The organism is Winogradskyella sp., assembly GCF_028282165.1.
In the GTDB taxonomy this organism is placed as follows: Bacteria; Bacteroidota; Bacteroidia; order Flavobacteriales; family Flavobacteriaceae; genus Winogradskyella.
Map to the genome: position 1 here is coordinate 14,965 of NZ_JANQIM010000045.1, position 24,240 is coordinate 39,204.

Annotated in this window: 25 protein-coding genes; 12 read left to right on the forward strand and 13 right to left on the reverse strand. The window is 34.2% G+C overall.

Going from position 1 to position 24,240, the window contains the following annotated elements; translation table 11 throughout:
- Positions 1-24 precede the first annotated feature (24 nt).
- The 3 genes from yaaA to Q0972_RS16930 form a co-directional block, all read right to left on the reverse strand.
- Complete coding sequence (gene yaaA, locus Q0972_RS16920) at positions 25-783, reverse strand: peroxide stress protein YaaA (protein WP_299368224.1); 759 nt, start codon at positions 781-783, stop codon at positions 25-27.
- A 230-nt stretch (positions 784-1,013) separates the two neighbouring features.
- Entirely contained in the window at positions 1,014-2,042 is a 1,029-nt protein-coding gene (locus Q0972_RS16925) for an RluA family pseudouridine synthase (RefSeq protein ID WP_299368227.1), read from the reverse strand.
- 4 nt (positions 2,043-2,046) lie between these two features.
- Positions 2,047-2,664 (reverse strand): PASTA domain-containing protein, encoded by a 618-nt coding sequence (locus Q0972_RS16930; protein ID WP_367182413.1) that lies wholly within the window; start codon positions 2,662-2,664, stop codon positions 2,047-2,049.
- Between the two features lie 106 nt (positions 2,665-2,770).
- Between Q0972_RS16930 and Q0972_RS16935 the strand changes: the two genes are divergently transcribed.
- Positions 2,771-3,748: a D-alanine--D-alanine ligase gene (locus Q0972_RS16935; RefSeq protein WP_299368230.1), complete on the forward strand. Its 978-nt coding sequence runs from the start codon at positions 2,771-2,773 to the stop codon at positions 3,746-3,748.
- A gap of 71 nt (positions 3,749-3,819) precedes the next feature.
- A complete protein-coding gene (gene coaD, locus Q0972_RS16940; RefSeq protein ID WP_299368233.1) occupies positions 3,820-4,281 on the forward strand; it encodes a pantetheine-phosphate adenylyltransferase in 462 nt (153 codons plus the stop codon).
- On the opposite strand, the gene Q0972_RS16945 is transcribed toward coaD, so the two are convergent.
- From Q0972_RS16945 to alaS, 7 genes are all read right to left on the reverse strand, one after another.
- Positions 4,274-4,918: a response regulator transcription factor gene (locus Q0972_RS16945; RefSeq protein ID WP_299368236.1), complete on the reverse strand. Its 645-nt coding sequence runs from the start codon at positions 4,916-4,918 to the stop codon at positions 4,274-4,276. The two genes, coaD and Q0972_RS16945, sit on opposite strands and share 8 nt — an antisense overlap.
- 33 nt (positions 4,919-4,951) lie before the next feature.
- Positions 4,952-6,811 carry a tetratricopeptide repeat protein gene (locus Q0972_RS16950; protein ID WP_299368238.1) on the reverse strand — a complete coding sequence of 620 codons (1,860 nt, stop codon included), beginning with the start codon at positions 6,809-6,811 and terminating at the stop codon, positions 4,952-4,954.
- 272 nt (positions 6,812-7,083) lie between these two features.
- A complete protein-coding gene (locus Q0972_RS16955; protein ID WP_299368241.1) occupies positions 7,084-8,955 on the reverse strand; it encodes a PQQ-binding-like beta-propeller repeat protein in 1,872 nt (623 codons plus the stop codon).
- An 11-nt stretch (positions 8,956-8,966) separates the two neighbouring features.
- A complete protein-coding gene (locus Q0972_RS16960; protein WP_299368244.1) occupies positions 8,967-9,500 on the reverse strand; it encodes a DUF6252 family protein in 534 nt (177 codons plus the stop codon).
- Between the two features lie 119 nt (positions 9,501-9,619).
- Positions 9,620-10,570, reverse strand: a complete 951-nt coding sequence (locus Q0972_RS16965; RefSeq protein WP_299368247.1) for a GSCFA domain-containing protein — start codon at positions 10,568-10,570, stop codon at positions 9,620-9,622.
- 68 nt (positions 10,571-10,638) lie between these two features.
- Entirely contained in the window at positions 10,639-11,166 is a 528-nt protein-coding gene (locus Q0972_RS16970; RefSeq protein WP_299368249.1) for a hypothetical protein, read from the reverse strand.
- Between the two features lie 31 nt (positions 11,167-11,197).
- The gene (alaS, locus tag Q0972_RS16975; RefSeq protein WP_299368251.1) at positions 11,198-13,861 is read right to left on the reverse strand and encodes an alanine--tRNA ligase; all 2,664 of its coding nucleotides are present in this window, start codon (positions 13,859-13,861) and stop codon (positions 11,198-11,200) included.
- Positions 13,862-14,092: 231 nt separating this feature from the next.
- Here alaS and Q0972_RS16980 point away from each other — a divergent pair, with 231 nt between their 5' ends.
- The 6 genes from Q0972_RS16980 (at position 14,093) to Q0972_RS17005 (ending at position 17,988) form a co-directional block, all read left to right on the forward strand.
- On the forward strand, positions 14,093-15,064 hold the full coding sequence (locus Q0972_RS16980) for a M23 family metallopeptidase (protein WP_299368253.1): 972 nt from the start codon (positions 14,093-14,095) through the stop codon (positions 15,062-15,064).
- Between the two features lies 1 nt (position 15,065).
- Positions 15,066-15,395: a MerR family transcriptional regulator gene (locus Q0972_RS16985; RefSeq protein WP_299368255.1), complete on the forward strand. Its 330-nt coding sequence runs from the start codon at positions 15,066-15,068 to the stop codon at positions 15,393-15,395.
- Positions 15,396-15,407: 12 nt separating this feature from the next.
- A complete protein-coding gene (locus tag Q0972_RS16990; protein WP_299368258.1) occupies positions 15,408-16,004 on the forward strand; it encodes a LemA family protein in 597 nt (198 codons plus the stop codon).
- A gap of 8 nt (positions 16,005-16,012) precedes the next feature.
- Positions 16,013-16,450: a TPM domain-containing protein gene (locus Q0972_RS16995; protein ID WP_299368261.1), complete on the forward strand. Its 438-nt coding sequence runs from the start codon at positions 16,013-16,015 to the stop codon at positions 16,448-16,450.
- On the forward strand, positions 16,450-17,283 hold the full coding sequence (locus Q0972_RS17000) for a YgcG family protein (protein WP_299368264.1): 834 nt from the start codon (positions 16,450-16,452) through the stop codon (positions 17,281-17,283). The genes Q0972_RS16995 and Q0972_RS17000 overlap by 1 nt, the downstream gene beginning before the upstream one ends.
- 132 nt (positions 17,284-17,415) lie before the next feature.
- On the forward strand, positions 17,416-17,988 hold the full coding sequence (locus tag Q0972_RS17005) for a hypothetical protein (RefSeq protein ID WP_299368267.1): 573 nt from the start codon (positions 17,416-17,418) through the stop codon (positions 17,986-17,988).
- Positions 17,989-18,048: 60 nt separating this feature from the next.
- Here Q0972_RS17005 and Q0972_RS17010 read toward each other — a convergent pair whose 3' ends face one another.
- On the reverse strand, positions 18,049-18,711 hold the full coding sequence (locus Q0972_RS17010) for an IS1 family transposase (protein ID WP_299368269.1): 663 nt from the start codon (positions 18,709-18,711) through the stop codon (positions 18,049-18,051).
- Between the two features lie 347 nt (positions 18,712-19,058).
- Here Q0972_RS17010 and Q0972_RS17015 point away from each other — a divergent pair, with 347 nt between their 5' ends.
- From Q0972_RS17015 to Q0972_RS17030, 4 genes are all read left to right on the forward strand, one after another.
- Positions 19,059-20,270 (forward strand): 30S ribosomal protein THX, encoded by a 1,212-nt coding sequence (locus Q0972_RS17015; protein ID WP_299368272.1) that lies wholly within the window; start codon positions 19,059-19,061, stop codon positions 20,268-20,270.
- 154 nt (positions 20,271-20,424) lie between these two features.
- Positions 20,425-21,549: a PD-(D/E)XK nuclease family protein gene (locus Q0972_RS17020; RefSeq protein WP_299368275.1), complete on the forward strand. Its 1,125-nt coding sequence runs from the start codon at positions 20,425-20,427 to the stop codon at positions 21,547-21,549.
- Between the two features lie 227 nt (positions 21,550-21,776).
- Entirely contained in the window at positions 21,777-22,115 is a 339-nt protein-coding gene (locus Q0972_RS17025; RefSeq protein WP_299368278.1) for a DnaJ domain-containing protein, read from the forward strand.
- Between the two features lie 89 nt (positions 22,116-22,204).
- Positions 22,205-22,867 carry a hypothetical protein gene (locus Q0972_RS17030; RefSeq protein ID WP_299368281.1) on the forward strand — a complete coding sequence of 221 codons (663 nt, stop codon included), beginning with the start codon at positions 22,205-22,207 and terminating at the stop codon, positions 22,865-22,867.
- Positions 22,868-22,960: 93 nt separating this feature from the next.
- Here the strand turns inward: Q0972_RS17030 and Q0972_RS17035 are convergent, their stop codons facing one another.
- Positions 22,961-23,224: a hypothetical protein gene (locus tag Q0972_RS17035; protein ID WP_299368284.1), complete on the reverse strand. Its 264-nt coding sequence runs from the start codon at positions 23,222-23,224 to the stop codon at positions 22,961-22,963.
- The coding region (locus tag Q0972_RS17040) for an RHS repeat-associated core domain-containing protein (protein WP_299368287.1) at positions 23,214-24,240 on the reverse strand (1,027 nt) is incomplete at its 5' end. The genes Q0972_RS17040 and Q0972_RS17035, both read right to left, overlap by 11 nt.

The window sequence follows — 24,240 nt, forward strand, 5'->3', positions numbered from 1 at the left end:
TGGTTAACGTTTTAAAGATAACAACTATCTCACAAAAACCAACTCTTTTTCAGAAGATAGACTTTCGCTAAACCCATAACTTTCATAATTGAAGCTTTTAATATCATCTAGAGTTTTCGCATCAGTATCTATAATATAACGTGTCATGTAACCTCTTGCCAATTTGGCAAAGGTCATTATGGTTTTATATTGGCCATTTTTTAAATCCTTAAAATTGGCTGTAATAACTGGCACTTTTAAAGCTTTAGCATCTATCGCCTTAAAATATTCGTTACTTGCTAAGTTTAAGAATAATTCATCATCGTCTAATTCGTCATTTAAAGCTTGGGTCACTTTTTTCCTCCAAAATTCATAAAGGTTTTTGTTTCTACCTACTGGCATTCGGGTACCCATTTCCAATCGGTAAGGTTGAATTAAATCTAATGGTTTCAAAATACCATATAGACCCGAAATGATTCGCACTGTATCCTGAACTTTATCCAACTTATCAACATCTATTGTGTAAGCATCAAGACCTCTATACACATCACCGCTAAAGGCATACAAAGCCTGTCTTGCATTCTCTGAAGTAAATGGCAATTCCCATTCTTGATTGCGCTCATAATTGAGTTGCCCGAGATTATCAGAAATATTCATCAACTTAGACAAACTTTTGGCAGACTTTTTTTTCAGTAACTTATTTAAACGTTGAGCCTCAGCTAAAAAACAACCTTCAGTCGTTTTCGCCGTGGGTAATTGGCTTTCAAAATTTAAGGATTTAGCTGGCGATAATACGAGTTTCATAGTCTATCCCCTGTGAAAACAGGGATCTCATTTAAGGTTTAACAACATTCTAATTTTAGGCAAAAATACGATGTAAATGGAACAGTTTCAAGTATAGCCAACAACTAATCTTGATAGTTGTATAATGAATGTCTATACTAAAACACTGAGAAGTTGAGATGCAGAAATAAATTCAGCATAACATAAATCCATTAATAATTTCTTCTCAGGAATTACTGCTTTAGGAGCAATTAAGTCTGATGCTTGGCATAGCTTCTCCATTTTTCAATACATTGCTGCATATCTTCAGGAATTTCTGTAGAAAAACTTAACCATTTACCTGTTGTTGGATGCTCAAAGCCCAAGGTTTTAGCATGCAATGCTTGGCGTGGCAATATTTTAAAGCAATTTTCAACAAACTGCTTATACTTTGTAAATGTAGTTCCTTTTAAAATCTTCTCACCGCCATAACGCTCATCGTTAAATAAGGTATGTCCAATATATTTCATATGTACACGTATTTGATGTGTACGGCCAGTCTCAAGCTTACAACTTACTAAAGTGACATATCCCAAACGTTCTAAGACTTTATAGTGTGTTACAGCAGGTTTTCCTTTGTAAGCCTCATCACCTTCATAAACTGTGTTCTGTAATCTATTCTTCGGATGGCGGCCAATATTACCTTCTATAGTTCCTTCTTCATTATCAATATTACCCCAAACCAATGCTACATATTCGCGTTCACTGGTCTTTTCGGCAAACTGATTCGATAGATGCGCCATGGCCTTTTCGGTTTTAGCGACTACCAATAAACCACTGGTATCTTTATCGATACGATGTACCAGACCTGGTCTTTCACTAGAATTATTAGGTAAATTTTCAAAATGAAAAATGAGACCGTTAATTAAGGTTCCAGAATAGTTGCCATGACCAGGATGCACAACCATACCCGCTGATTTATTAACCACTAAAAGTTCATCATCTTCATAAACAATATCAATGGGAATATCTTCGGCAACCAATAAATATTCGTGTGGTGGATGTTCAAACTTAACCGTTATATGGTCGTTGGGCTTTACCTTGTAATTGGACTTTACTGACTCTCCATTGACAAAAATACTACCGTCTTTTGCAGCTTGCTGAATTTTGTTTCGTGTAGCATTTTCAACAAAATTCATTAAATATTTATCTATTCTTAAGGGTTGCTGACCTTTCTCTACTTTAAAAGCATAATGCTCATAAAGCTCATCTTCTTCAGAAATATCAATAGTATCAGCCATAGCACTAACGATTTCCGTTGCCAAGAACTAAATCTATTGTAGAGGTCAATGGCAATAATGTTCCAGGTTGTAAGGTCTCGCCTTCGTGTTTCATGCCCAAAACCACATCTTTGCCAATATTATTGATGTAAGTGATTTTGCCTATTTTAAATTCTAAAGCCTGAAGCTGTGGCTTAGCTTGTCTAAAAGTTCGTTTTAAAATATTGGGCACCTCAACTTTGCGATAGCCAGATGGATTAAGAATTAAATAAATCTTTCGGTTTTCTTTAACCTGAGCACCAGCAATTGGATTTTGCTCAATAACAGAGTACTTGGGATATTTAGGATTAAAATTGGCAGAATCCTGAATTTCCATCACCAAATCCTTATCGTCTAATTCTATTTTTACAGTCTCCAAAGATTTACCCTTTAAATCCGGAACCGTAACGAATTCGCCGTGATTAGTCGTTACATTTAACCACTTTAGTATAAAAAAACTTAGCACCACAACAGCCACAATAGCCAATGCCAGTTGTTTTAAAAACACTTTGCTTGTCAAAAACTTAACTAAACTCATAGGCTGCTTACTTGTCGACAAATCTAATAAATAATCTAACGCTATAAAATTAATATACGTATACATCACTAGATTTAGATTGTTCAAAATAAATGATACTTTTACATTACACTATTTATTAACTATGTCTATGCCTAGATAGCGTGTAGATACTGAAATAAGTTCAGTATAAATGAAAAAAAACATAGCCATCATTATGGGAGGCTACTCAAGCGAGTATGAAATTTCGCTTAAGAGCGGTAATGTCGTATACGACACATTGAATAAAGAAAAATATAATGTTTATCGTATTCATATTTTTAAAAGTAAATGGGTATATGTTAATGATGACAATGAGGAATTTCCTGTAGACAAAAATGATTTTTCCATCCGTGTAAACGATACCAAAATCACTTTTAATTGTGTTTTTAATGCCATACATGGTTCTCCTGGTGAAGACGGCTACATGCAAGCTTATTTTGAGTTATTGGATATACCGCAAACAAGTTGCAACATGTATCAAGCGGCTTTAACTTTTAATAAGCGTGATTTATTGGCTACGCTTAAACCTTATGGTATTAAAATGGCCGAAAGCTACTATTTAAATCTTGGTGATCTTATTGATGAAGACGTCATTGTAAATAAAGTTGGCTTACCTTGTTTTGTTAAGGCCAATAAAGCCGGAAGCAGTTTTGGCATCTCTAAGGTCTATAAAAAAGAGGATTTAAAAGCAGCTATTGAAAGCTCATTTAAGGAGGATAATGAAATTATCATTGAGCAATTTTTGGATGGTGTAGAAGTGTCGGTTGGCGTGATATCGTATAAAGGAAAAACAACGGTTTTACCTATTACAGAGATTGTATCCGAAAATGATTTTTTTGATTATGCTGCAAAATATGAAGGTAAATCCCAAGAGATAACTCCCGCTAGGATTTCAAAAGATTACGAAGAAAAAACCAGAAAAGTGGCTAAACAGATTTACGATATCTTAAGCATGACTGGATTTTCGAGAAGTGAATTCATATTTAAAGATGATGAGCCCTATCTTTTGGAAATGAATACAGTACCAGGTTTGACCAAAGAGAGTATTTTACCTCAGCAAGCCACTGAAGCGGGAATTAGCATGGAAGACTTATTTGATAATGCTATTGAAGAAGCCATAAAAAAATGACGATTTTAGATTGACGATTTTTGAATTATTATCTTTGACTTATAATTAAACCTTTCTTACGAAAAGTAGACATGAAACGTGCCATATTTCCAGGGTCTTTTGATCCAATTACCAATGGACACTACGACATTATAAAACGTGGTGTTAAGTTATTTGATGAAGTTATTGTTGCCATTGGTATTAATGCCGACAAAAAATATATGTTTTCTTTGGAGGAAAGAAAGAGGTTTATCGAAGAGGCATTTAAGGATGAACCTAAAGTAAAAGTCACCACCTATAGTGGACTCACTGTGGATTACTGCAAAGAAGTCCAAGCTAAATTTATTCTAAGAGGTCTTAGAAATCCGGCTGACTTTGAATTTGAAAAAGCTATTGCCCATACCAATAGAAGACTTTCAAAAATTGAAACGGTCTTTCTATTAACTGCCGCTAAAACATCTTACATTGCTTCATCCATAGTTCGTGATGTTATTAGAAATAATGGCGACTACACGGTTTTAGTTCCAGATAGTGTGCGGATAACTTCTAAATAATATTATTGCGCTTCGCTTTTTCAACAGCTTCTAGCTTATTATGAACTTGAAGCTTACGATATATATGTTCTATATGCTTCCTAATAGTACCCGTAGATAAAATTAGATTTTCTGCAACAGCATTATAGCTTAGCCCCTTACTAAGTTGTTCTAAAACATCTATTTCTCTACTGGTAAGCTTAATTTCTTCTTTTTCTTTAGTCTCCATAAATGGATTGCGAAGTAATTTTAATGTCTTTAAGGCAATAGATGGATTCATAGCCGCACCTCCATTTAAGGTTTCTAAAATACCCGAATGCAAAGCTCCGGCATCAATCTCTTTTAATAAATAACCATCAGCTCCAGCTTTTATAGCATTAAAAATATTTTCGTCATTGTCAAACACGGTTAACATTATAATCTTAACATGGGGATACTTTTGCTTCACCTTCTCTGTTGCGTCAATACCATTCATCACAGGCATCTCAATATCCATTAGTATTAAATCAATGTTATGATTCTCTTCGAGTTTCTCCAAAACATCGATACCGTTCATAGCTGTGAATCGTACTTGTAAATCTTCAAAAAAGGACAGTTTCTCTTCAACAGCCTTAATTAAAAACATATTATCATCTACTATGGCAATTTTTGTCTTCATCTTTAATTACAGTATTACTATTCCCTTATGCTATTACACACTTAATTCTATGATAGTACCTTTGTTTGGTTCTGATTTTATTTTTAGGCCGCCATTAATTTCCGAAGCTCTTTTTTCCATGTTTGATAATCCGTTGCCTCGTTTGGTTTTATTTAAATCAAAACCTTTTCCGTCGTCAGAAATCCTAAAAACATAATTAGAGACCTCTTTAGAAACATTTACTTTTATTTTTGAAGCTTCAGCATATTTCAAACTATTGTGTATGGCTTCCTGAATGATCCTATGAATATTCATTCCCTCTACCGAAGAAAATGTTTTAGATACATCTACACTATCGTTGACATTAAAGCTAAACTGAATATCTGCGTCATATAGATGTGCCTTGTCAATATAATTTGAAATTCTCGTTTGTAAATCTTCAAAAGAGATTTCACTTTTATTCATTGCCCATATGGTATCCCTGAGTTCATAGATAGTACCAGAAGTAAACTCACTTATGGTCGCAAGTTTATTATTGAGTTTTTTGTCTTTAATATCAAAGGCATATTTTAAATTGTCCAAAGACGAAATAATAAAGGTGAGTTGTGCGCCGATATTATCGTGCAAATCTCTGCTAATTCTAAGCCGTTGTTCTTGCAACTTGTTCTGTGTTTCAATTTTAAGCAATGCCCCTTTTAACTCATTCTCTTTCTTTAGCTGCCTATTCTTTAGTTCTTGTTGGTTATATATTAAATAACCTAATAATCCAAGAACAACTGCCAAGCCAATAAGCCCGAAGATTTGATAATTTCGTTGTTGTATTATCAGGTCTTGTTCTGCAATCTCGGCACGTTGAATGAGAATTTCTTTTTCTTTTTTCTCTGTTTCATATTTTATTTCCAAATCTGCAATGGCTTTAGCATTTCTCTTAGAAAAGATGGAATCCTTAAGCTTTATAAACTTTTGTTTTGATACCCTCGCCTTTTCGTAATCATTCATCATGTATTGCGTCTCGGCATTAGTGAGATATAAATCGGCTGCCTTAAGTTCTGTTTCGGGATACTTTTCAACAAGATCAAATCCTTTCTCGATATAAAAAAGTGCTTTTTTAGGGTTATTTTTTTCATTGTAAATAGCTGCAATATTGTTGTAAGAACTGATCATCCCTTTTTCGTCCGCATTAAAATCCTTTGGTTTTTCTAATGCCTTGAGATAGATTGTAAGTGCCAAATCAATATCTCCTTTTAAATAATGTGTATGGGCCAGATTGTCTAACAAGCGGTAATAATCTATATGGTTATTCTTTTCTTTTGCCAAGATTATGCCTTTATTAAATGTTGCCACAGCTTCATTTAAACGTCCTAAATTTTTAAGGTTAATGCCAATATTATTATAAGAAGCGATTTGTTCGTTTTGCATATTATACTTTAAACGTATGTCCAATGCTTTTTTATGATATTCCAGAGCCTTTTCATTGAGGTTCATCTCTTGGTAAATGAGGCCAATATTGTTTAATGAGGATTCCATAGCTCGTTCCATATCGGCATTCTCATCCATTTTTAAGGATTCAAAAAAATAATCCAAAGCTTTGCTGTAATTGCCTCTATTCCAATTGAGCATACCAAGGTTATTGATGCACATGGACTCAATATTCTCAAATCCAAAATCACGACTCATCTTCAGCGCTTTTTCAAAATAATAGCTCGCCGAATCAGATTTACCTGTAACATCCATATAAATGCCATGAGTATTTACCAATTCTGTTAATCCAAAATTAAAATTGGCTTTTTTGGCAAGTTGTTTTCCCTCTTTTATAACAGCATTCGCTTTGTCGGTATCATTAAAAATATAACCAAATGCAATCTTGTTATAAAGTCTTATTTTAATAGAATCATTTTGCTGTTGCCTTGCCACGGTAAGAAGGCTATCTAGATTCTGTGAAAATCCAAAAATCGAAACGAAAAAAAAAGAACAACTTAATACTTTGATTTTGAGTGATCTTAATAAAAAAAGCATCAGATAAACTCTCCTGTTAAGTTCAGAAGGTCTAACTGATACTTTTTCTAAAAAATTGATTAATAGCATATGTAATATAAAACTAATTATGAGTAGGCTAATTGTTTTTCGATTAAAAGGTATTTAATAAGATTAAGCGTAATTTAATGAAAGAATCACGCTTAATCAAACTATTTCTTTAGGTTGTAAGCATATATCGTCTTGTCATTTGGCTTGTAATACAAATACCCGCCAAATTCATCGACTTTATAAACAGGCTTTTTATCCTTGAGTATTATTTCTTTTTCAATAGCTCCTGAATCCTTACTTAACTTTACCAAACCGACACCATTATCTAATTTCGTTAATACAAATTGGGCATCTTGAGTTGCAGATGTTGCTTTAAAGCGCTTAGCAAGTTCATTAAAAGATGCTGTTCCGATTTCAGTGAACATGTTTGCTGCACGTTGCATCTGCGCACCGTGACTATTATACTGGCCTAAGCTATTTCTATTTGCACCTGCTCTAAATGAAGCATTTGCCGCCATAGCAGTTGAAGCCACAGCCATGGCACCTGCTAATATAGCACCAAAGGCACTTTTTCCCGGTGCTCTATGATATTCGTGCCAGTTTGCTTTACCGTCCCAATCTAAAGACATCATATTCTGGTCCGAGGCCAATAAAATTCCATTAGCTCTTACCTCTATACTTGTGGGATCTTCTTTACCGTCAAAATTTGCTTCAGTTAGTATTTCTGATGTCCCACTAACGGCATCGATACTAAACACTTTTTCATCTGCTGCAATCAAATACCTGTTATTCTTTTCGTCAAAATCTGAGCTTACGACATCCGCCTTTTTGAATTTTAATGGTTTAGACCAAACTTGTTCTCCAGTCTCCAGATTAACGATGTTTGCATCTCCTGAAGTAATATAAATTAGACCTTGAGGTGTCGATGCCATCGTCAAAATGTTTTCGCCTGTTTTGAGCGGTTTTTTAAACAGTGTTTTACCATCGTAGGAAATTTTATTTATTCCTCCTTGATAAATGCCAAACAAAATTCCATCTTCCATAATATAAAAATGTTGAACATAGCCTTTAGTCTTAGGTGCTTTCTCCCATAAATCCTCACCTGTTGAAGCACTTAGCATGGTAATCTTGGATTCTGACTTAGCAGCAAATGCGCCACTTCCTCCTGTTACGTTACTAACAACCGCGAGTCCTTGAGGCAATATTTCAAAATTGACGACACTTCCTTTTACCTTGCGCTCATCTGGCCAAGCTTCAGAGCCATCGGCATTAAACTTATAGATCTTGGTATTCTTTAAATTGGTTGTTGCTGCAAAACCATATACATCAGTTTCGGATGCGTTACTTGTCATCCAATTAACATTTTTAACATCGTTCTTCCATAAAGTTTCACCAGTTTTTGTTTTTGCTATAACACCTTGGCTTGTCGGTATTAAAAGTTTGTCCTTTAATAATGCTGGCCTACCTGTAACCGACCAATTCTTCATTGTCACCTTTCCTGGTTTTATTAAGAAAAATGAATAATCTTCATTTCCGGTGCCCAAGTCATAAACGGCCACTTTAGGTGTTACATTTTCTGCCTTACCGCCACCTTTTTGAAAACCACTTACCACCAATTTATTTTGGGGCATAATGACATCGCATGTAAAAATATTCTTCCATCCTTTGGATTCGGTCGAAAACAATACTGTACCAGACATATAGTCGATAACAGCTTTTTTTGAAGACATATTGGCAAACCCTGTCTGTCCCACCATAACATATGGTGCATTAGGGATGTAGTTGAGTTCTTCTGGCTTTACACGACCATACTCCGTAAAGTTGAATAGAAGACCTTCTTGTCCAGGTTTTATCCCGACCAGTCCATCATTTGTGGCAACTACAAGGGTTCCACCCTCGGTGATTGTCATGTCATTAATCTTAGCTCCCAATCCGTAATTAGCATCCGGTACGTCTTGTGCAAGTAACAATGTCGTACAGAAGAAAAGTAGAACTATTGTTAGTATATTGGGTATAATCAATCGCTTTTCCATCTTAAGTCTTTTTAAGAGGTTTGCTTATTCAAATCAAAAGCTCCATCGGTTATATTTTTAGTGGACTGGTCACCGTTTACATTTTTGCCTGTAAAATTAAACGTCCCTATAACCTTGGTTTCAGTTTCTTCAGAGATATTAATTTCTCCAACTTGCGTGTCATCGTAAGGCGCTTGCCATATTTCGGAGGTAGAGTTTTGGGGATTATTGATATCTACATTGGTTTCTGTGTAAGAAGCACTGTTAAAAATATTTGCACCACCACCAATAGGATACGTTCCGGGGCCAGAGTAGCCCACAATAGTTATGGCAAATGCGTTAGCGTCACTACTAGACGCTATAATGATTAGGGTCTGTCCATTATTTGCCACTGTTGCAGAAGATGAGATATCTAAAGATTGGAAACTAGTGCCATCTACCCTAGCCGTTAAGGTTCCAGAGGGTGTGTTTCCTCCATCGCCACCATCATCATCACTTTTACAAGATGTCAATGTTATTATTGAAGTCAACATAAATAATAACATGAAGCTTTTTAAAATTCTCATTGTTGAAATAATTTATTGGTTAATACGGATACAAATCTCAACAATAAGACTAAGGCAAAACATACGATAAATTGCGTATATTTTTACAAATACTTGATTATCAATATTTTAAATATTAATCAAAAAGAAATATGAGGATATTTAGCTTGTAAAGTCTCAATATCAAACGCTAATTTTGCCAAAAATTCATTGTGAGCGACCGACTCAGGATTAAATGGCCGATGTGCTTTTTTTGCTTGAATGTTGGCAACGATTTTAGACGTTTTTTTAGCTTCTTCGGATAACCATATGGATCTGAATTTTTCCCAGATATAATCAATGGCCAAACGATTTGGGTGGAGCATGTCTAGATCATAAAAACGATAATCCCTTAGTTCATCCATCATAATCTCATAAGACGGAAAATAATGCAATTGTTGCCTTTGGTCTACCATTTGGTGAACTGCCGCTATTAAATGCGATTTGCTTCTGGTATTCTCCACAAAGCCATCTTTTAAATGTCGAACAGGTGATACTGTGAATATGAAGTTTACTTTTGGATTAACACTTTTAATTAAAGCAACCATGGCTCCGAGTGATTGCAAAATCGTGTCTACAGATAGCAACTCCTTTGAAAACTGTTTTTGTGGTACTTTATGGCAATTTGCAACGATTCTCTCTGAAGCAATATGCCTGTAAACCCAACTTGTTCCTAAAGTGATGATTATATGTGAGGCACTTTTTAATTGCAAAAGCGTACTATCGATTTGCATATTTAGTTCGTTTACCAAATCGTCTTGAGTGGCTTTATTTAATTTTGAATGGGCATCCAAACAACACCATTGTTCGCTATGAAAAATCAGTTCATCACCAGAATAGTAGTCCGAATTAATTGCTCTTGTGATAAGGTTTTCAATAGCCAAAGGATGAAATAAAATCCCAAAGGGATTGACTGTAGCTTGAAGCTTAAAATACATAAACTTTGCACCTACATTTTCTGAGAAGCAAGACCCTAACAACACCGCTTTAGAGTTATAATCGAGTTGATTAAACTTCTGTGGTTGTAGTGATATTTGGGTTTGAAGGTTCATATTCTTGACAAGAAAACATTATCAATCAAATGTTGCTCTAATCTAATATAAATTGCGTTGTCTAAATACTATCCTTTATTTTCTTTATTCTTTTCTCGTTCAAGCCTTTTCAATTCCTTTTCTTTCTTCTTCTCTTCCAGTCTGATTTTTTCTTCCTCAATTTTATGTTTTAAATCTTTTATGTTGTTTTTTGAAGTAATCAATTTTTTAATGGCTTTCTCAATCTTACTATTTGTCTTATCTACCCTACTATTTAATCTATTAATTCTTTTTTGAAGCTTTTTGTTAGACAGGTCATCTGTATTTTTAGTCTTCAAAATTTCATCTTTTAAATCCGATAAAACATCATACATCCTTTGAATCTTAATTTCGAGATTTGTTTTTTTATTTTCCTCTCTTTCCAATTTTTGTTCATTTGTTTGAATATAACGCATCATCCACAACACCTGTTCATCAGAATGTTCTCGCTGCCAAAACTCTTGCTGTTGCATCATATGGTTATTGATTTGACTTTGAGTAGGTGGACTTGGAAACTGCTGGCCTAACAAAATGATAGGAAAAAATAAAACGATGTAAGTAATTGTCTTTATTCTCATTTTGTTTTGTGTTTTAACAAGATATTATCTTTTACTTCAAATAATCTTCAGCCAATTTCAAAGCCTCATCAATTCCACTTGGATTTTTACCTCCCGCGGTAGCAAAGAAGGCTTGTCCTCCGCCACCACCTTGGATGTATTTACCAAGTTCCCTTACAATCTGCCCTGCGTTCAAGTCTTTTTCTGTAACGAGGTTTTTAGAAATATAACACGATAAAATGGCCTTCCCATTGGTATCAGCTCCAAATAGCGCAAACAAATTATCGACTTCACCTCCCAGCTCAAAACATAAATCCTTAATCCCAGAAGCGTCCAAATCAACTTTTTTAGCAATAAAGTTGATACCGTTAACTTCGGTGATTTCACTTTTTAATTCACCTTTTACATTTTTGGCTTTATCCTTTAATAATTGCTCAATTTGCTTTTTAAGATCTGAATTTTCGTCTTGTAAGGCCTTAACCGCTTTAACAGGCTCTTTTGTATTATTAAGTAAATCCCTTATCTCAAAATAGGCTCTATTATTTTCAAAATAGAAATCTTTTACAGCGTCGTAGGTAATGGCCTCTATACGTCGTATCCCAGCTGCAACAGCACCTTCGGATACAATCTTAAAGTGCCAAATATCAGCCGTGTTCTTAACATGTGTACCACCACAGAGCTCTATGGATTGCCCAAAGCGAATGGTTCTTACCGTATCACCATACTTCTCACCAAATAAAGACATCGCCCCTTCTGAAATCGCTATGTCTTTAGGTATGTTTCGCTGCTCTTCAAGCAATAACTTATCATCTATTCTGGCGTTAACAAAATTTTCGACATCCCTCAATTCTTCAACCGTAAGCTTAGAAAAATGCGAAAAATCAAAGCGTAAATGCTTCGAATGTACCGCAGAACCTTTTTGTTCCACATGAGTCCCTAAAACCTCTCTTAAGGCTTGATGCAAAAGATGTGTTGCCGTATGATTGCATTCGGTTCTAAACCGTTGTTTACCCTCCACAACAGCTTTAAAGGTTGCATTAAGATCTTTGGGGAGGTTTTTGGTAAAATGGATAATGATGTTATTCTCTTTCTTTGTATCTAAAATGTAAATTACATCACCATTAGGGTCTTGCAAATAGCCTTTATCGCCAACTTGTCCACCGCCCTCAGCATAAAAAGGTGTTAAATTAAATACCAATTGGTACATCTCACCATCTTTTTTAGAAGTGACTTTTCTGTATCTGGTAATCTTAACAGTGGCATCAAGAATATCATAGCCTATAAATTCCTGTTCTGCATCATCAACCAAAATGGTCCAATCATCTGTCGATGTTTCGCTAGCTTTACGTGAACGATTTTTTTGTTTTTCCATCTCTATGTCAAAACCTTCTTCATCCACAGTAAAATTCCTTTCTCCTGCAATCAATTGTGTTAGATCTAGCGGAAATCCATAAGTGTCATACAATTCAAATGCTTCTTTTCCAGAAACAATAAGCAACTGCTCTTTTGTCATTCTTTTCGAAACCCCTGTCACTTTTACTTTTGCGTCCTTCTTTCTTAGAATGGATTCCAATAAAACCAAGCCTTGCTCTAAGGTTCTCAAGAATGACGATTCTTCCTCTTTAATTACATTTTCAATCAGTTGCTTTTGGACTTTAAGCTCAGGAAAGGCTTTCCCCATTTTTTTGGTCAGAATATCAACCAAACGATAAATAAAAGGTTCTTTTTTGTCCAAAAATGTAAACCCATAACGCACTGCTCGTCGTAAGATTCTTCTAATGACATAACCTGCACCCGTATTACTTGGTAATTGTCCATCTGCTATCGAAAACGCTACTGCTCTAACATGGTCGGCAATCACTCTAATGGCCACATCCACTTTTTCATCATTCCCATATTCCTTATTGGTGATGGCTTCAATCTCTCTAATAATTGGTATAAACACATCGGTATCGTAATTAGAAGTGACACCTTGCAACACCATACAAAGGCGTTCAAAGCCCATTCCGGTATCGATATGCTTACTAGGAAGGTTTTCTAAGGTTTTATCGGCTCTGCGATTGTATTGCATAAACACCAGATTCCAAATTTCCACAACTTGCGGATGATCCATGTTTACCAAATCCTTGCCATTAACTTTGGCTTTTTCTTCTGCCGAACGAATATCTACATGAATTTCACTACATGGACCACAAGGACCTTGGTCTCCCATTTCCCAAAAGTTATCCTTTTTGTTGCCCATAAGAATACGATCTTCGGGTACAATAGCTTTCCAAAGGTCATATGCTTCTTGATCCATCGGAAGATTGTCTTCATCATCACTACCTTCAAAAACAGTAACGTACAAGATATCCTTATCAATACCATACACTTCGGTGAGTAACTCCCAGGCCCAAGCAATGGCTTCTTTCTTAAAATAGTCTCCAAAACTCCAATTGCCCAACATTTCGAACAATGTATGGTGGTACGTATCATAGCCCACTTCCTCCAAATCGTTATGCTTCCCAGAAACCCTCAAACACTTTTGGGTGTCTGCAATACGACTACTTTTTGGTTCGCTATTTCCCAAAAAATATTCTTTAAAAGGTGCCATACCAGAGTTAACAAACATCAAGGTTGGGTCGTCTTTTGTCACCATAGGTGCAGATGGTACAATGAGGTGGGATTTTGATTTAAAAAACTCTAAAAACTTAGTTCTAATCTCTTGAGACGTCATATACTGAAATTATAGCTAGTATCGTTAATATTACCACATTTGCAAAACAATCTTTATATATTCTCTGTCATTTTTTTAATTAATTTTATGGTCAGAGAGAGCCTACTCCAAATATTTCAATTGTTATTAATTAAATTTAAAATGGAAATATTTTTGTAGGTTTGAAAGTTGAGCAATTTTTGCAGAACATATTTAGTACATATTTTCTGCAAAAATAGTATAAATTAGAACATGGCTAAGGTAAAATATTATTATGATGCTGATACGCTTTCTTACCGTAAAATAGAACGTAAAAAAGCGACTACTCTTAAATACGCTATCGTTTTTCTTTTGGGTGCCGGATTATTCGGGTTTTTGTCTTTTGCTATCATAAACAGCTATGTTCAATCCCCAAAAGAACGGGAATTGGCTAGGGAATTACAGAATATGGAACTTCAGTACCAACTGCTCAACAAACGTATGGATGATGCCATTGCAGCCCTCGAAAATGTCGAAGAACGCGACAATGCCATTTACCGATTGTATTTTGAAGCCAATCCAATTCCAGAGGAACAACGACGTGCAGGTTTTGGCGGTATTAACCGTTACAAAAAGTTTGAGGGTTATGATAATTCGCAATTAATAGCAGAAAGCAACAGGCGTTTGGATATTCTTGAAAAAGCTATAGTAGTACAATCAAAATCTTTAGACGAAATTGCCAAACTAGCAGAAAATAAAGAAAAGTTTTTAGAAGCTATACCAGCGATACAGCCTGTAAGGAATGAGAATTTAACACGTATGGCATCTGGTTATGGTTTTAGAACGGATCCGTTTACAAAGGCGAGAAAGTTTCATTTTGGTATGGATTTTACTGCACCACGTGGTACACCAGTATATGCTACGGGAAATGGCGTGGTAAAGCGTGCCGATAACCGGGCATCTGGTTATGGTAAGCACATACGTATAGATCACGGTTACGGTTACATAACACTGTATGCACATTTGTACAAGTACAATGTACGAGTTAACCAACGTGTAAAACGCGGCGATTTAATTGGTTATGTTGGCAGTACAGGACGATCCGAGGCTCCACATTTACATTACGAGGTCTTTAAGGATGGAGAACGCATCAATCCCATAAACTTCTATTACGGTAATTTATCGGCCACTGAGTTTAATGAATTACTGAGAAAAGCATCATTAGAAAACCAATCCCTCGATTAATATGCATATTGAATTACCAGAAAAACGTTACTATGGCATTGGTGAAGTGGCCAAGGCTTTTAACGTCAATGCCTCATTAATCCGCTTTTGGGAGAAGGAGTTTGATATCATTAAGCCAAAGAAAAATGCCAAAGGCAATAGAAAGTTTACACCAGAGGATATTAAAAACTTAAAGTTCATCTATCATCTTGTAAAGGAAAGAGGATTTACTTTAGAAGGCGCCAAAATTCATCTTAAAGAAGAAAAGAAGCAGTCTTTGGAAAAGTTTGAAATCATTGAAAAGCTAGAACGTATAAAAGCACAGTTAATCAAAATAAAAACACAACTTTAAAATCAATCAGTCATGAAAAAATGGATAGTTCCTATTATAATAATTGTAGTTATTGCCTTTTGGGGATTTAATGTAAATAACACAGCTGTAGATTTACAGGAAGGCACAAAGGAAGCATGGGCAGATGTTCAAAGTTCCTACCAAAGAAGAAATGATCTCATAGGAAATCTGGTAAAAACCGTGCAAGGCGCTGCCGATTTCGAAAAAAGCACGCTTGAAGCTGTCATAAAAGCGCGAAGTGAAGCCTCAAAGCCAGAAATTAACATTAGCGACGTTGGCGAACTTACACCTGAAAAATTAGCGGTATTCAACAAAGCACAAAGTGGTTTAAGCAGTGCACTATCACGATTATTAGTTACCGTAGAACGATATCCAGATTTAAAAGCCAATCAGAATTTTTTAGAACTACAAAGCCAATTAGAAGGCACTGAAAATAGAATCAATGTTGCCAGAGATCGGTTTAACGATGCGGTTAGACCCTATAATTCTTATGTAAGAAAGTTTCCTGCCAAACTCATTGCAGGCCTTATAGGTTTTGATGAAATGGGATATTATGAAGCTGAAGATGGCGCAGAAAAGCCCGTAGATGTAGAATTCAATTTCAATTAAACTTAGCTATGCCCTATATTGAAGATTTCCTTACCACACAAGAAGAGCAGGAAATCGTTGAAGCTATTCGTATTGCCGAAAGTGAAACTTCGGGAGAAATACGTGTGCATATCGAGCAGCAATGCGACATCGATGTCTATGAACGCGCATTAGACGTATTTCATTTGCTTAAAATGGACAATACCATTCAAAGAAATGGCGTACTGATCTATGTGGCTGTTGATAATAAAACGTTTGTCATTTTTGGAGACCAAGGCATCAATAATGCGGTGGGCACTAATTTTTGGAACTCCACCAGAGATAAAATTGCACACCAATTTCAATCAGGCCTCTTTAAACAAGGCTTAATCGATGGCATTACCGAAGCAGGCAAGGTACTCTCAGCACATTTTCCCTGGGAACATGGCGATCGCAATGAATTAGACAATACTATTTCCAAGGGCTAATGAAAAGACTAAAACATACAGCCATTAAGCTGGTTTTTGCCATTTGCATGGTAAGTCCCTCAATTGTTTTTGCTCAATATGAAATTCCGCCGATTCCAGAATTCCAAACAAGTGTCTATGACGAGATCGGGTTATTAAGCTCCTCTCAAAAAACCAGCTTAGAGGAAAAGCTCATTCGCTATTCGGATACCACTTCAACACAAATCGTAGTTGTCATTATTAGTTCTACAAAGGGAGAATACATAAACTTCTTAGGTGCAGAATGGTTGAAAGAATGGGGAATTGGTCAAAAAGACAAGGATAACGGAATTTTAATTTTATTGGCAAAAGACGATAGAAAAATAGGCCTTAATACTGGCTATGGTATTGAACACTTACTCACCGATGCTATGAGTAAGCGCATTATCAACAGAGACATTATTCCCTATTTTAAACAAAACGATTATTACGGTGGCCTTAACCGTGCCAGCGACGCCATTTTTGAAGTGATGAAAGGTGAGTATCAAGGGACACGTCAAAGTAACTCTAACGAATTTCCTTTTGGTGTATTTGTTTTTCTATTTATCGTGTTTGTCATTTTAATTATCGCCATATCAAAAAGCCGAGGTGGTGGTCGCGGTGGTCGTGGAGGACGTAGAAATAATGATGCCCAAAGTATTCTAGAAGCTATTATCCTTAGTAATATGGGACGCGGTAGTTACCAAAGAAGCTCATCTGGCGGCTTTGGTGGCTGGGGTGGTAGTTCTGGTGGAGGCAGCTTTGGAGGTGGTGGCTTTGGTGGTGGCTTTGGAGGCGGAAGTGGCGGTGGCGGTGGTGCCTCAGGAGGTTGGTAAACTAAGGTTGTCGTATGCTTTTATCTGTTACTTATATAGTATTGAACTAAGAAAAGTGCACCTAATAACAATTTTAATAACTTACATTGTTACTAATTGCAATCGGGGTATGTTGTTAATATATATCTACTTATGAACCATATAATTATACAATCTGGAACTAACCCCAATACGCCTTGGGCATCTGATTTTATTGCTCTAGGTAATGCATGGGAAAACTATGCTATGGCAAATAATTTGAAAATATCGGGGTTAATACATCCCTATGGGATAAGTTGTAACCTCACAGGCACCATTAATGATTTTAAGACTGTTGAAATTAGTATAACTAAAAAAATGGAGAATGTAACTACAGGTGTTATTCCTCAGACATCTCCTTATTCCTCAATCATAAAAATGAAAGCCAGAACTATGGGTCTCCGAACTGGAGACAGACTTGAGATTAGAAAAAATTCTTTTACCAACAGGCTTCTAGGTCAATTAAACGGTCTTGCCGTAATTAAAAAAACTGAAGAACTTATCATATACTCCAATAGAACGAAACGTGACGCGAAGCCTTTTTTTGATGATTTAGAAGCCCTATCAGATTTAGATTGGTTAAAGGTAAAAAATGGAGAAGTTATGGTTAGAGCTCTTAAAATCCCTTCCGAAACTAAACAGGTCGAAAGCTGGTTTCAAACTCTAAATAAAATAGTGTTTTGGTAAGAACTAAAAGCTTTAATAGATTTTGCCCATATTTTAATTATAACATATGCTTTTCAGCAACTATCCCCAAAAATAAATCTTCAGATGTGCTTCGAGATACTTTTCACTTTTAGAAAAGCAAATGGTTTTTCTACTTAATCTTTTGATATGTGTTCTTAAAGTTAAATTCATTCTCTCAATTTTATTAATACAATACTGAAAGCGTTTGTGAATTTCTTTTGGAATTAAACTTGGGTAAATATTTAATCTATCAGTGTAAATCCTTGCTGGTTGAAGTAGTAGAAGTTTATGGATTAATGGCTTAATGTTTTCCTTTGATTTACTGCCAACAAAGAAATCAATAACATGTTTTGTTTCTTTCTCGATAGCATAAGTAACCCAAGTAAAATGGTCTTTTCGTTTGATGAACGTCCATAACTCATCAACCTCAAACTTAAGACCAAGCTTATAAAAGGTCTGGGGCTTTATACTTTTAGCAATCTTAAGCATTCTGGAAAGAACAGTACAACAAGAAATATTTAATATCCTTGAGATACTTCTAATACCACAACCCTCTTTAAGTAGATTCTTGATCAAATCATTTGTATTAGAGTTGTATGCTTTATAAATATAACTGCCTTGAAATCGCTTATTACAAACTCTACATTTATAACGTTGAATATTATTTTGAAATCCATTTTTCACAGATAAACCTGAGCATTTAGGACAATGTATTTTTTCCATGTCCTAATTTAAAACATAACGATTCACAAAACCCGTATTTTACAGGTTCTAAAAGATTTTCTCTTTTGCCAATATATAAATGAACAAAGAAAAACAGTAACTAACAGAAATGTTAATTACTGTTTTTCAATTATTTAAGTTCTCATACGGTGTCGTGTCCTATTTTAAAACACTACCGAGTAGTTGATGTTTTTTATGAAAATCAACAACCTACCACCATTGAGCTATTGAGAAATTGGGAAAAATTAGACTAATATAAATAATACCCAACGACGCATATAATTCATAACTTCGTTACAAGTCATATACAATACCGTTATATATAATTAGGGAATTTAAAACTAGGAATGGGGAAAGGAGATAAAAAAACTAAAAAGGGAAAAAGAACGAAAAAATCTTATGGAAAGACAAGGCTAAGAACTAGAAAAACCAATGGGTTAATTAGCCCCAAAAACTTCAGAAAATGGTCAAGAGAAAGATTGTATTTTGAAGTAGGTCAATTTGATTTTACCGTAACTATAATTTTTAAACAAAATACAAATAGCTACCTAAAATATGGTAAGATGATTACAGGTCTTCTTTATTACACAAAAAAGGAAAGAAGATCATTAAAAATCAAACTAAACTCAGGAGTAAAATACGAGACTGACGGAAAAGTTTTATTTACAACTTTACTAAAAGATAAATTATCTGAACAACAAGTTAAGTTACTTTTTACAGAAGGATTTGATAATATCGATATTTTTGATATCAGCTATTATGCCTATAAACACAATCCAACTTACTTTAATAAGAAAAAAAAGAAACTAAATGAACCAATCGCAATAAGAATTTCAAATGATTTGGATGAACTATCGGCTTTAAAGATGCTTTATAATTTATTCAAAAGAAGAATAGACAGTGCCGATTATTTAATTGATTTTGAGAAGTTGAAAATGTCTGCTATCCAAAAAGTTTTAAGTATCGACGAAACAGACTCAAAATATATTCATAGTGAGATAGTTGAAAGAAGAAAAGTTGAATTTAATTTTCTTGTAGAGGATATTTCATTTGATATTGGAGAAACAAAAAATTATTCGGATCAAGTCCTAAAAGATAAGTTTGAATTTGCGAAGAGAATAGTTGAACACGAATTTGTTAAAGCAGGTATTGACCCTAAGAAGCCATCTGAACTTAAAGAACATCTAAGACTTTATGCTGGCCTAATTCAAATTGGTGTTAGATATGAAGATGAAATTGTACTTTATGGAACAAAACCAAAAGTTGTTTTAGACTTCAAAGGATTTATGCACGTTGTTTTCAGACATTGTAAGGTTTGCAACATTGGTCAAAACAATGTTGCAAAGAGTAGAATGCCATATGAATTATCAGATATTAAAGATTTAATTAATTCTTGTCTTCATCTTTTAGAAGATGACATAAATAGTCATTTTGTTAAGCATCCTGATAAAAGATTTAGTCGATTTGGAGATAGACTAATAAGGTTCAATGGGGATTATTATGAAATTCATATAAATACAAATGGAATAATCGAAACTTTTTATAATCACGAAAGATAACTATGCATATCAATCGCTATAAAGTAATTGCAGGTCATAGCCTACTTCTGAAAATACGCGTGGATTTTCAGTTTGGTATGTACTTGCTGAATTAACCGTTAAACAACGTAACTATTCGTAGCAGAAACCGTTAGTAATAAACTTCAAAATAAGAATGGATTTAGAAGTTATAAACATCAAAAAAATTTTACTTATTGTACAATCACAAATTGATGCACATCTTAGATTTAAAAAAGAATATAATAAGCAGTTAGCTCTTGATTTCAATTTGTTTCAATTCTTTTCTATTGGAGAGAATAAAATTAGCCAAATACTAGCATATTTTTTGGACGTAAACCAAAATCATGGTCAAGGTGATATTTTTTTATCTGAATTCATAAAATCATTTACAAATGAAAGGATTGAGATAGACCAAGTAGTAAATATTTGTGAAAAAATCATAACCAATAAGAGAAGACTTGATATCTATATCAAAATTAAAGGGTTGACAATTGGAATAGAAAATAAAATTTGGGCTGATGATCAAAATAACCAGCTGAAAGATTATTCAACATTCTTAGAAAAAAGTAGCAAAGGTAATTACATTCTTTTCTATTTAAATCCTTACGGAACCAAACCCTCTCAAAAAAGTATTGATAAAGAATTAAGCCAAAAATTATATAATGAAAACAAGCTAAAAGTTATTAGCTATAAGCAAGATTTAATTCCATTAATTAATACCTGGTTAATAAAATGCGAAGCTGATAATGTTTCGTATTTCCTGAAGGAATTTAAGAAATATCTTGAATTCAAATTTCTTGGTAAAAACTCACTAAATATGTCAAAAGAACTAAGAGAGATTATCTTTAATAACGAAAGAGAAGTACGGCAACTAGTCAATGAATATAAAAACATAGAAAATGAAGTTTTATCTCAATTAAACTCAGTTGGAAAAGAACTAGATAAAATTCATCTAAATTTTGATGAAGATATTGAAATAAGTAAAAGTGGCCTTTTCAATTGGGAAAACACTAGAGTTTATAAATATTCAATTTCAAAAAATGGTAATAAGATTTGGATACAGTTTGTAAAAGAAGAAATAAATCTATTTTCGAACTATTATCTGCAGGATGGAACGGATTTAATTTTTAATGAAATTCTTTCAAGGTTAGGTGTTAATAGGCATAAAAGAATTAATCACAATCAAGATATATCCTATTTGAAGAAAGTTTTCCTTGATCAAGTTGGTATTGCAATTGAAAGCATTAGAGATTACGAAAATCGTTCTGCTGAGGAATAGAGGATATTTAAATAAAAAGACTTAAAAAACAAACATTATCTTATCGCTAAAAATCAACACTATTAAAAAAGGACAGACATTAATGCCTATCCTTTTATTAGTGACTATTGTGCGCATTGTAAACCCACTCGATCGGATGAAATGAGCACACTCAATGATGTCTCTTTGTCAGTTTCAATAAATTGGCATTTTTTATGCTTTAATAATTTAAATATTAATTAGTTATCATGAAGAATTTTTATGAGTTATTAGGCGTTAATAGTAATGCCAATGATGAAGAGATAAAAAGCGCTTATAAAGCGAAAGCAAAAGATTATCATCCCGATAAGAATAAAGGCTCTAAAGCCTCAGATGAAATGTTCAAAATGATTAATGAAGCCAAAGATACTTTATTAGACCCTATGAAAAGGCTTTCATATGATTATAAGATTGGTGTAAAAACTACAACATTGTTCTCAAAAAATAATGCTATTGCAAATCAATCTAATGCAAAAAAGATTGTTGCTGTTGGTTTGCTCGCTTTTTTAGGAGGTCTATTTCTTGGAAGTTTTAGATCAAACAAATAATGTTTTTTCGAAACTTATATTTATTTGTTATTATCCTATTCCTGCATGAATGAAGCATTATCTTTTTAAATCATTGGTTTAAAGCAACTATGACAGCTCATAAAATTACACTTATTGGAACTACCCATAAAGAAAAGGGACTATGTAATTCTAACGAATTGTTTAAGATAATCGATGAAATATCTCCTGATGTCATTTATGAAGAGCTTCCACCTGATCATTTTCGAGAATTTTATCAGAAACATGTAAAAAATTCCCTAGAAGCCAAGGCAATTAATAAATATGTTCAAAAAAAACCAATTCCCCACATACCTGTGGACATAAAAAGTATAGGTGTCTTAGATGCGAAGCTAAAAAATAAAATATCTAATACCCTAAGCATATTTGACAACAATCCTGATTATTTAAATTTAATATACCAACATAAAATCCTAACTCATAAGCATGGGTTTCCCTACCTGAACAGTCAAGAGTGCATGAATCTATTTGATCACATCGAACTATTAGAAAAAAATATGGTCAAACAAATAAACGAACCAGAATTGTCAAAAACGTATAAATTATGGAAAGACCTTCATGAGAAAAGAGAAAATACAATGCTGAAAAATATTAACGATTATGGAATGAAATTTAAACCTAAGAATGCACTATTTCTCTTAGGTTCTGCACATAGAAAATCAATTATTGAGAAAGTGAAAAACGACTACAATAGAAATGTTGAGAACTTCAAATGGATTTTTGATGCTATATAATACTCCCAAAATCACCAACCACCAAACTTTACACCATAAAAAAAGGACAGACGTTATGCCTATCCTTTTGTCAGTTTTTTTCAAACAATAAAATTAATCTGTATCGCTAATACTATCTTTAATTTTAGATTCTTCATTTAAAGAATCAATTTGTTTGATTACTTTCTGTTTTATTGAATCAACAGGATTAATACCTTTATCTTTCCAGCTTTCCTTTGCTTCTGAAGCATCTATAGCTGCTTCCTTAAAAGCATCACCCGCTTTCTGTCCTAAATAATAATAAAACCCAAATATTGACATTGATACAACTACTATTAATAAGATAGAATACCTGATTAGTTTTTGTTTAGTCATCATCCTCTGTTGTTGTTTCTTCTTCTGTATATCGCACTATAAAAGTACCCTTAAATTTAATTCCTTCTTTTGTAAATTCCAAATTATCTGCACGACCTGTGTAAGTGTGAGTAAATTTTCTTTTAGTCTTATTACCATTTTCGTCGGTACCTGTGGTTTCACTACCATCATACGAATAAAAGACATCCATTATATCCGATTCAATTAGCTGTAAACCAGAATTTAAAAGGTAATTTACCAAATCTGCGACTCCTTCATCTTCTGCTGATTCATTACTTTCTCTCTCAGAATTAAATGACTCAATAGCACTTTTCAAACCAGCTTCCGCAAAGAAATCAGGTATTCCAATTCCAGTTCTTAATATTCCATCATATTTTTTATGGTCAATTGAATTTTGAGCATAAGATGATAAGCCATTTTTCTCAGACCAATCTCCAAATACTGTAGACCCTAAATCAGGTAATGCAACACTATAATTGATGTGGTTGTTATTTCCAATATCTAAAGTCGCGGTAGCTATCACATCAAATGTATTGTTAGTATCAGTATTACTATTATTTAATGTCACTTCCATCACTAAATGAACCGAAACCTTTTCAAGACCTTCTAATTCAATTGCATCAATCACTCTGTTCTCTGAAAAGTTATATACACCATTATGCGGAAACTCTTCAGCTAAAGGATCAATGTTAAAGAATCTTCCAATGGCTGGGTCTGCATTCCTCCATCTAAATGAAGACCAATTAAGACCCAATTCGTCTTGGGTTTCTTGTCCTTGGAATCCAAACTTGCTCGCCACGCTATTCACATTGGCCGAAACGTTGTTATTGTACCCCCTGTGCTTCAGGCCAAAGGGATAATAATTGTTCTCCTCAATGATACCTAGCGTACCGGTAGTCGCCAATACATTGTCGATATAGAAATACGTACTTACACCATCGTCTACGGCAGAAAACCGTTTGTCGATCTTCAGATCCAATCTCGGCATACTGCCAATAGTGTAGGTAAAGCTATAATCC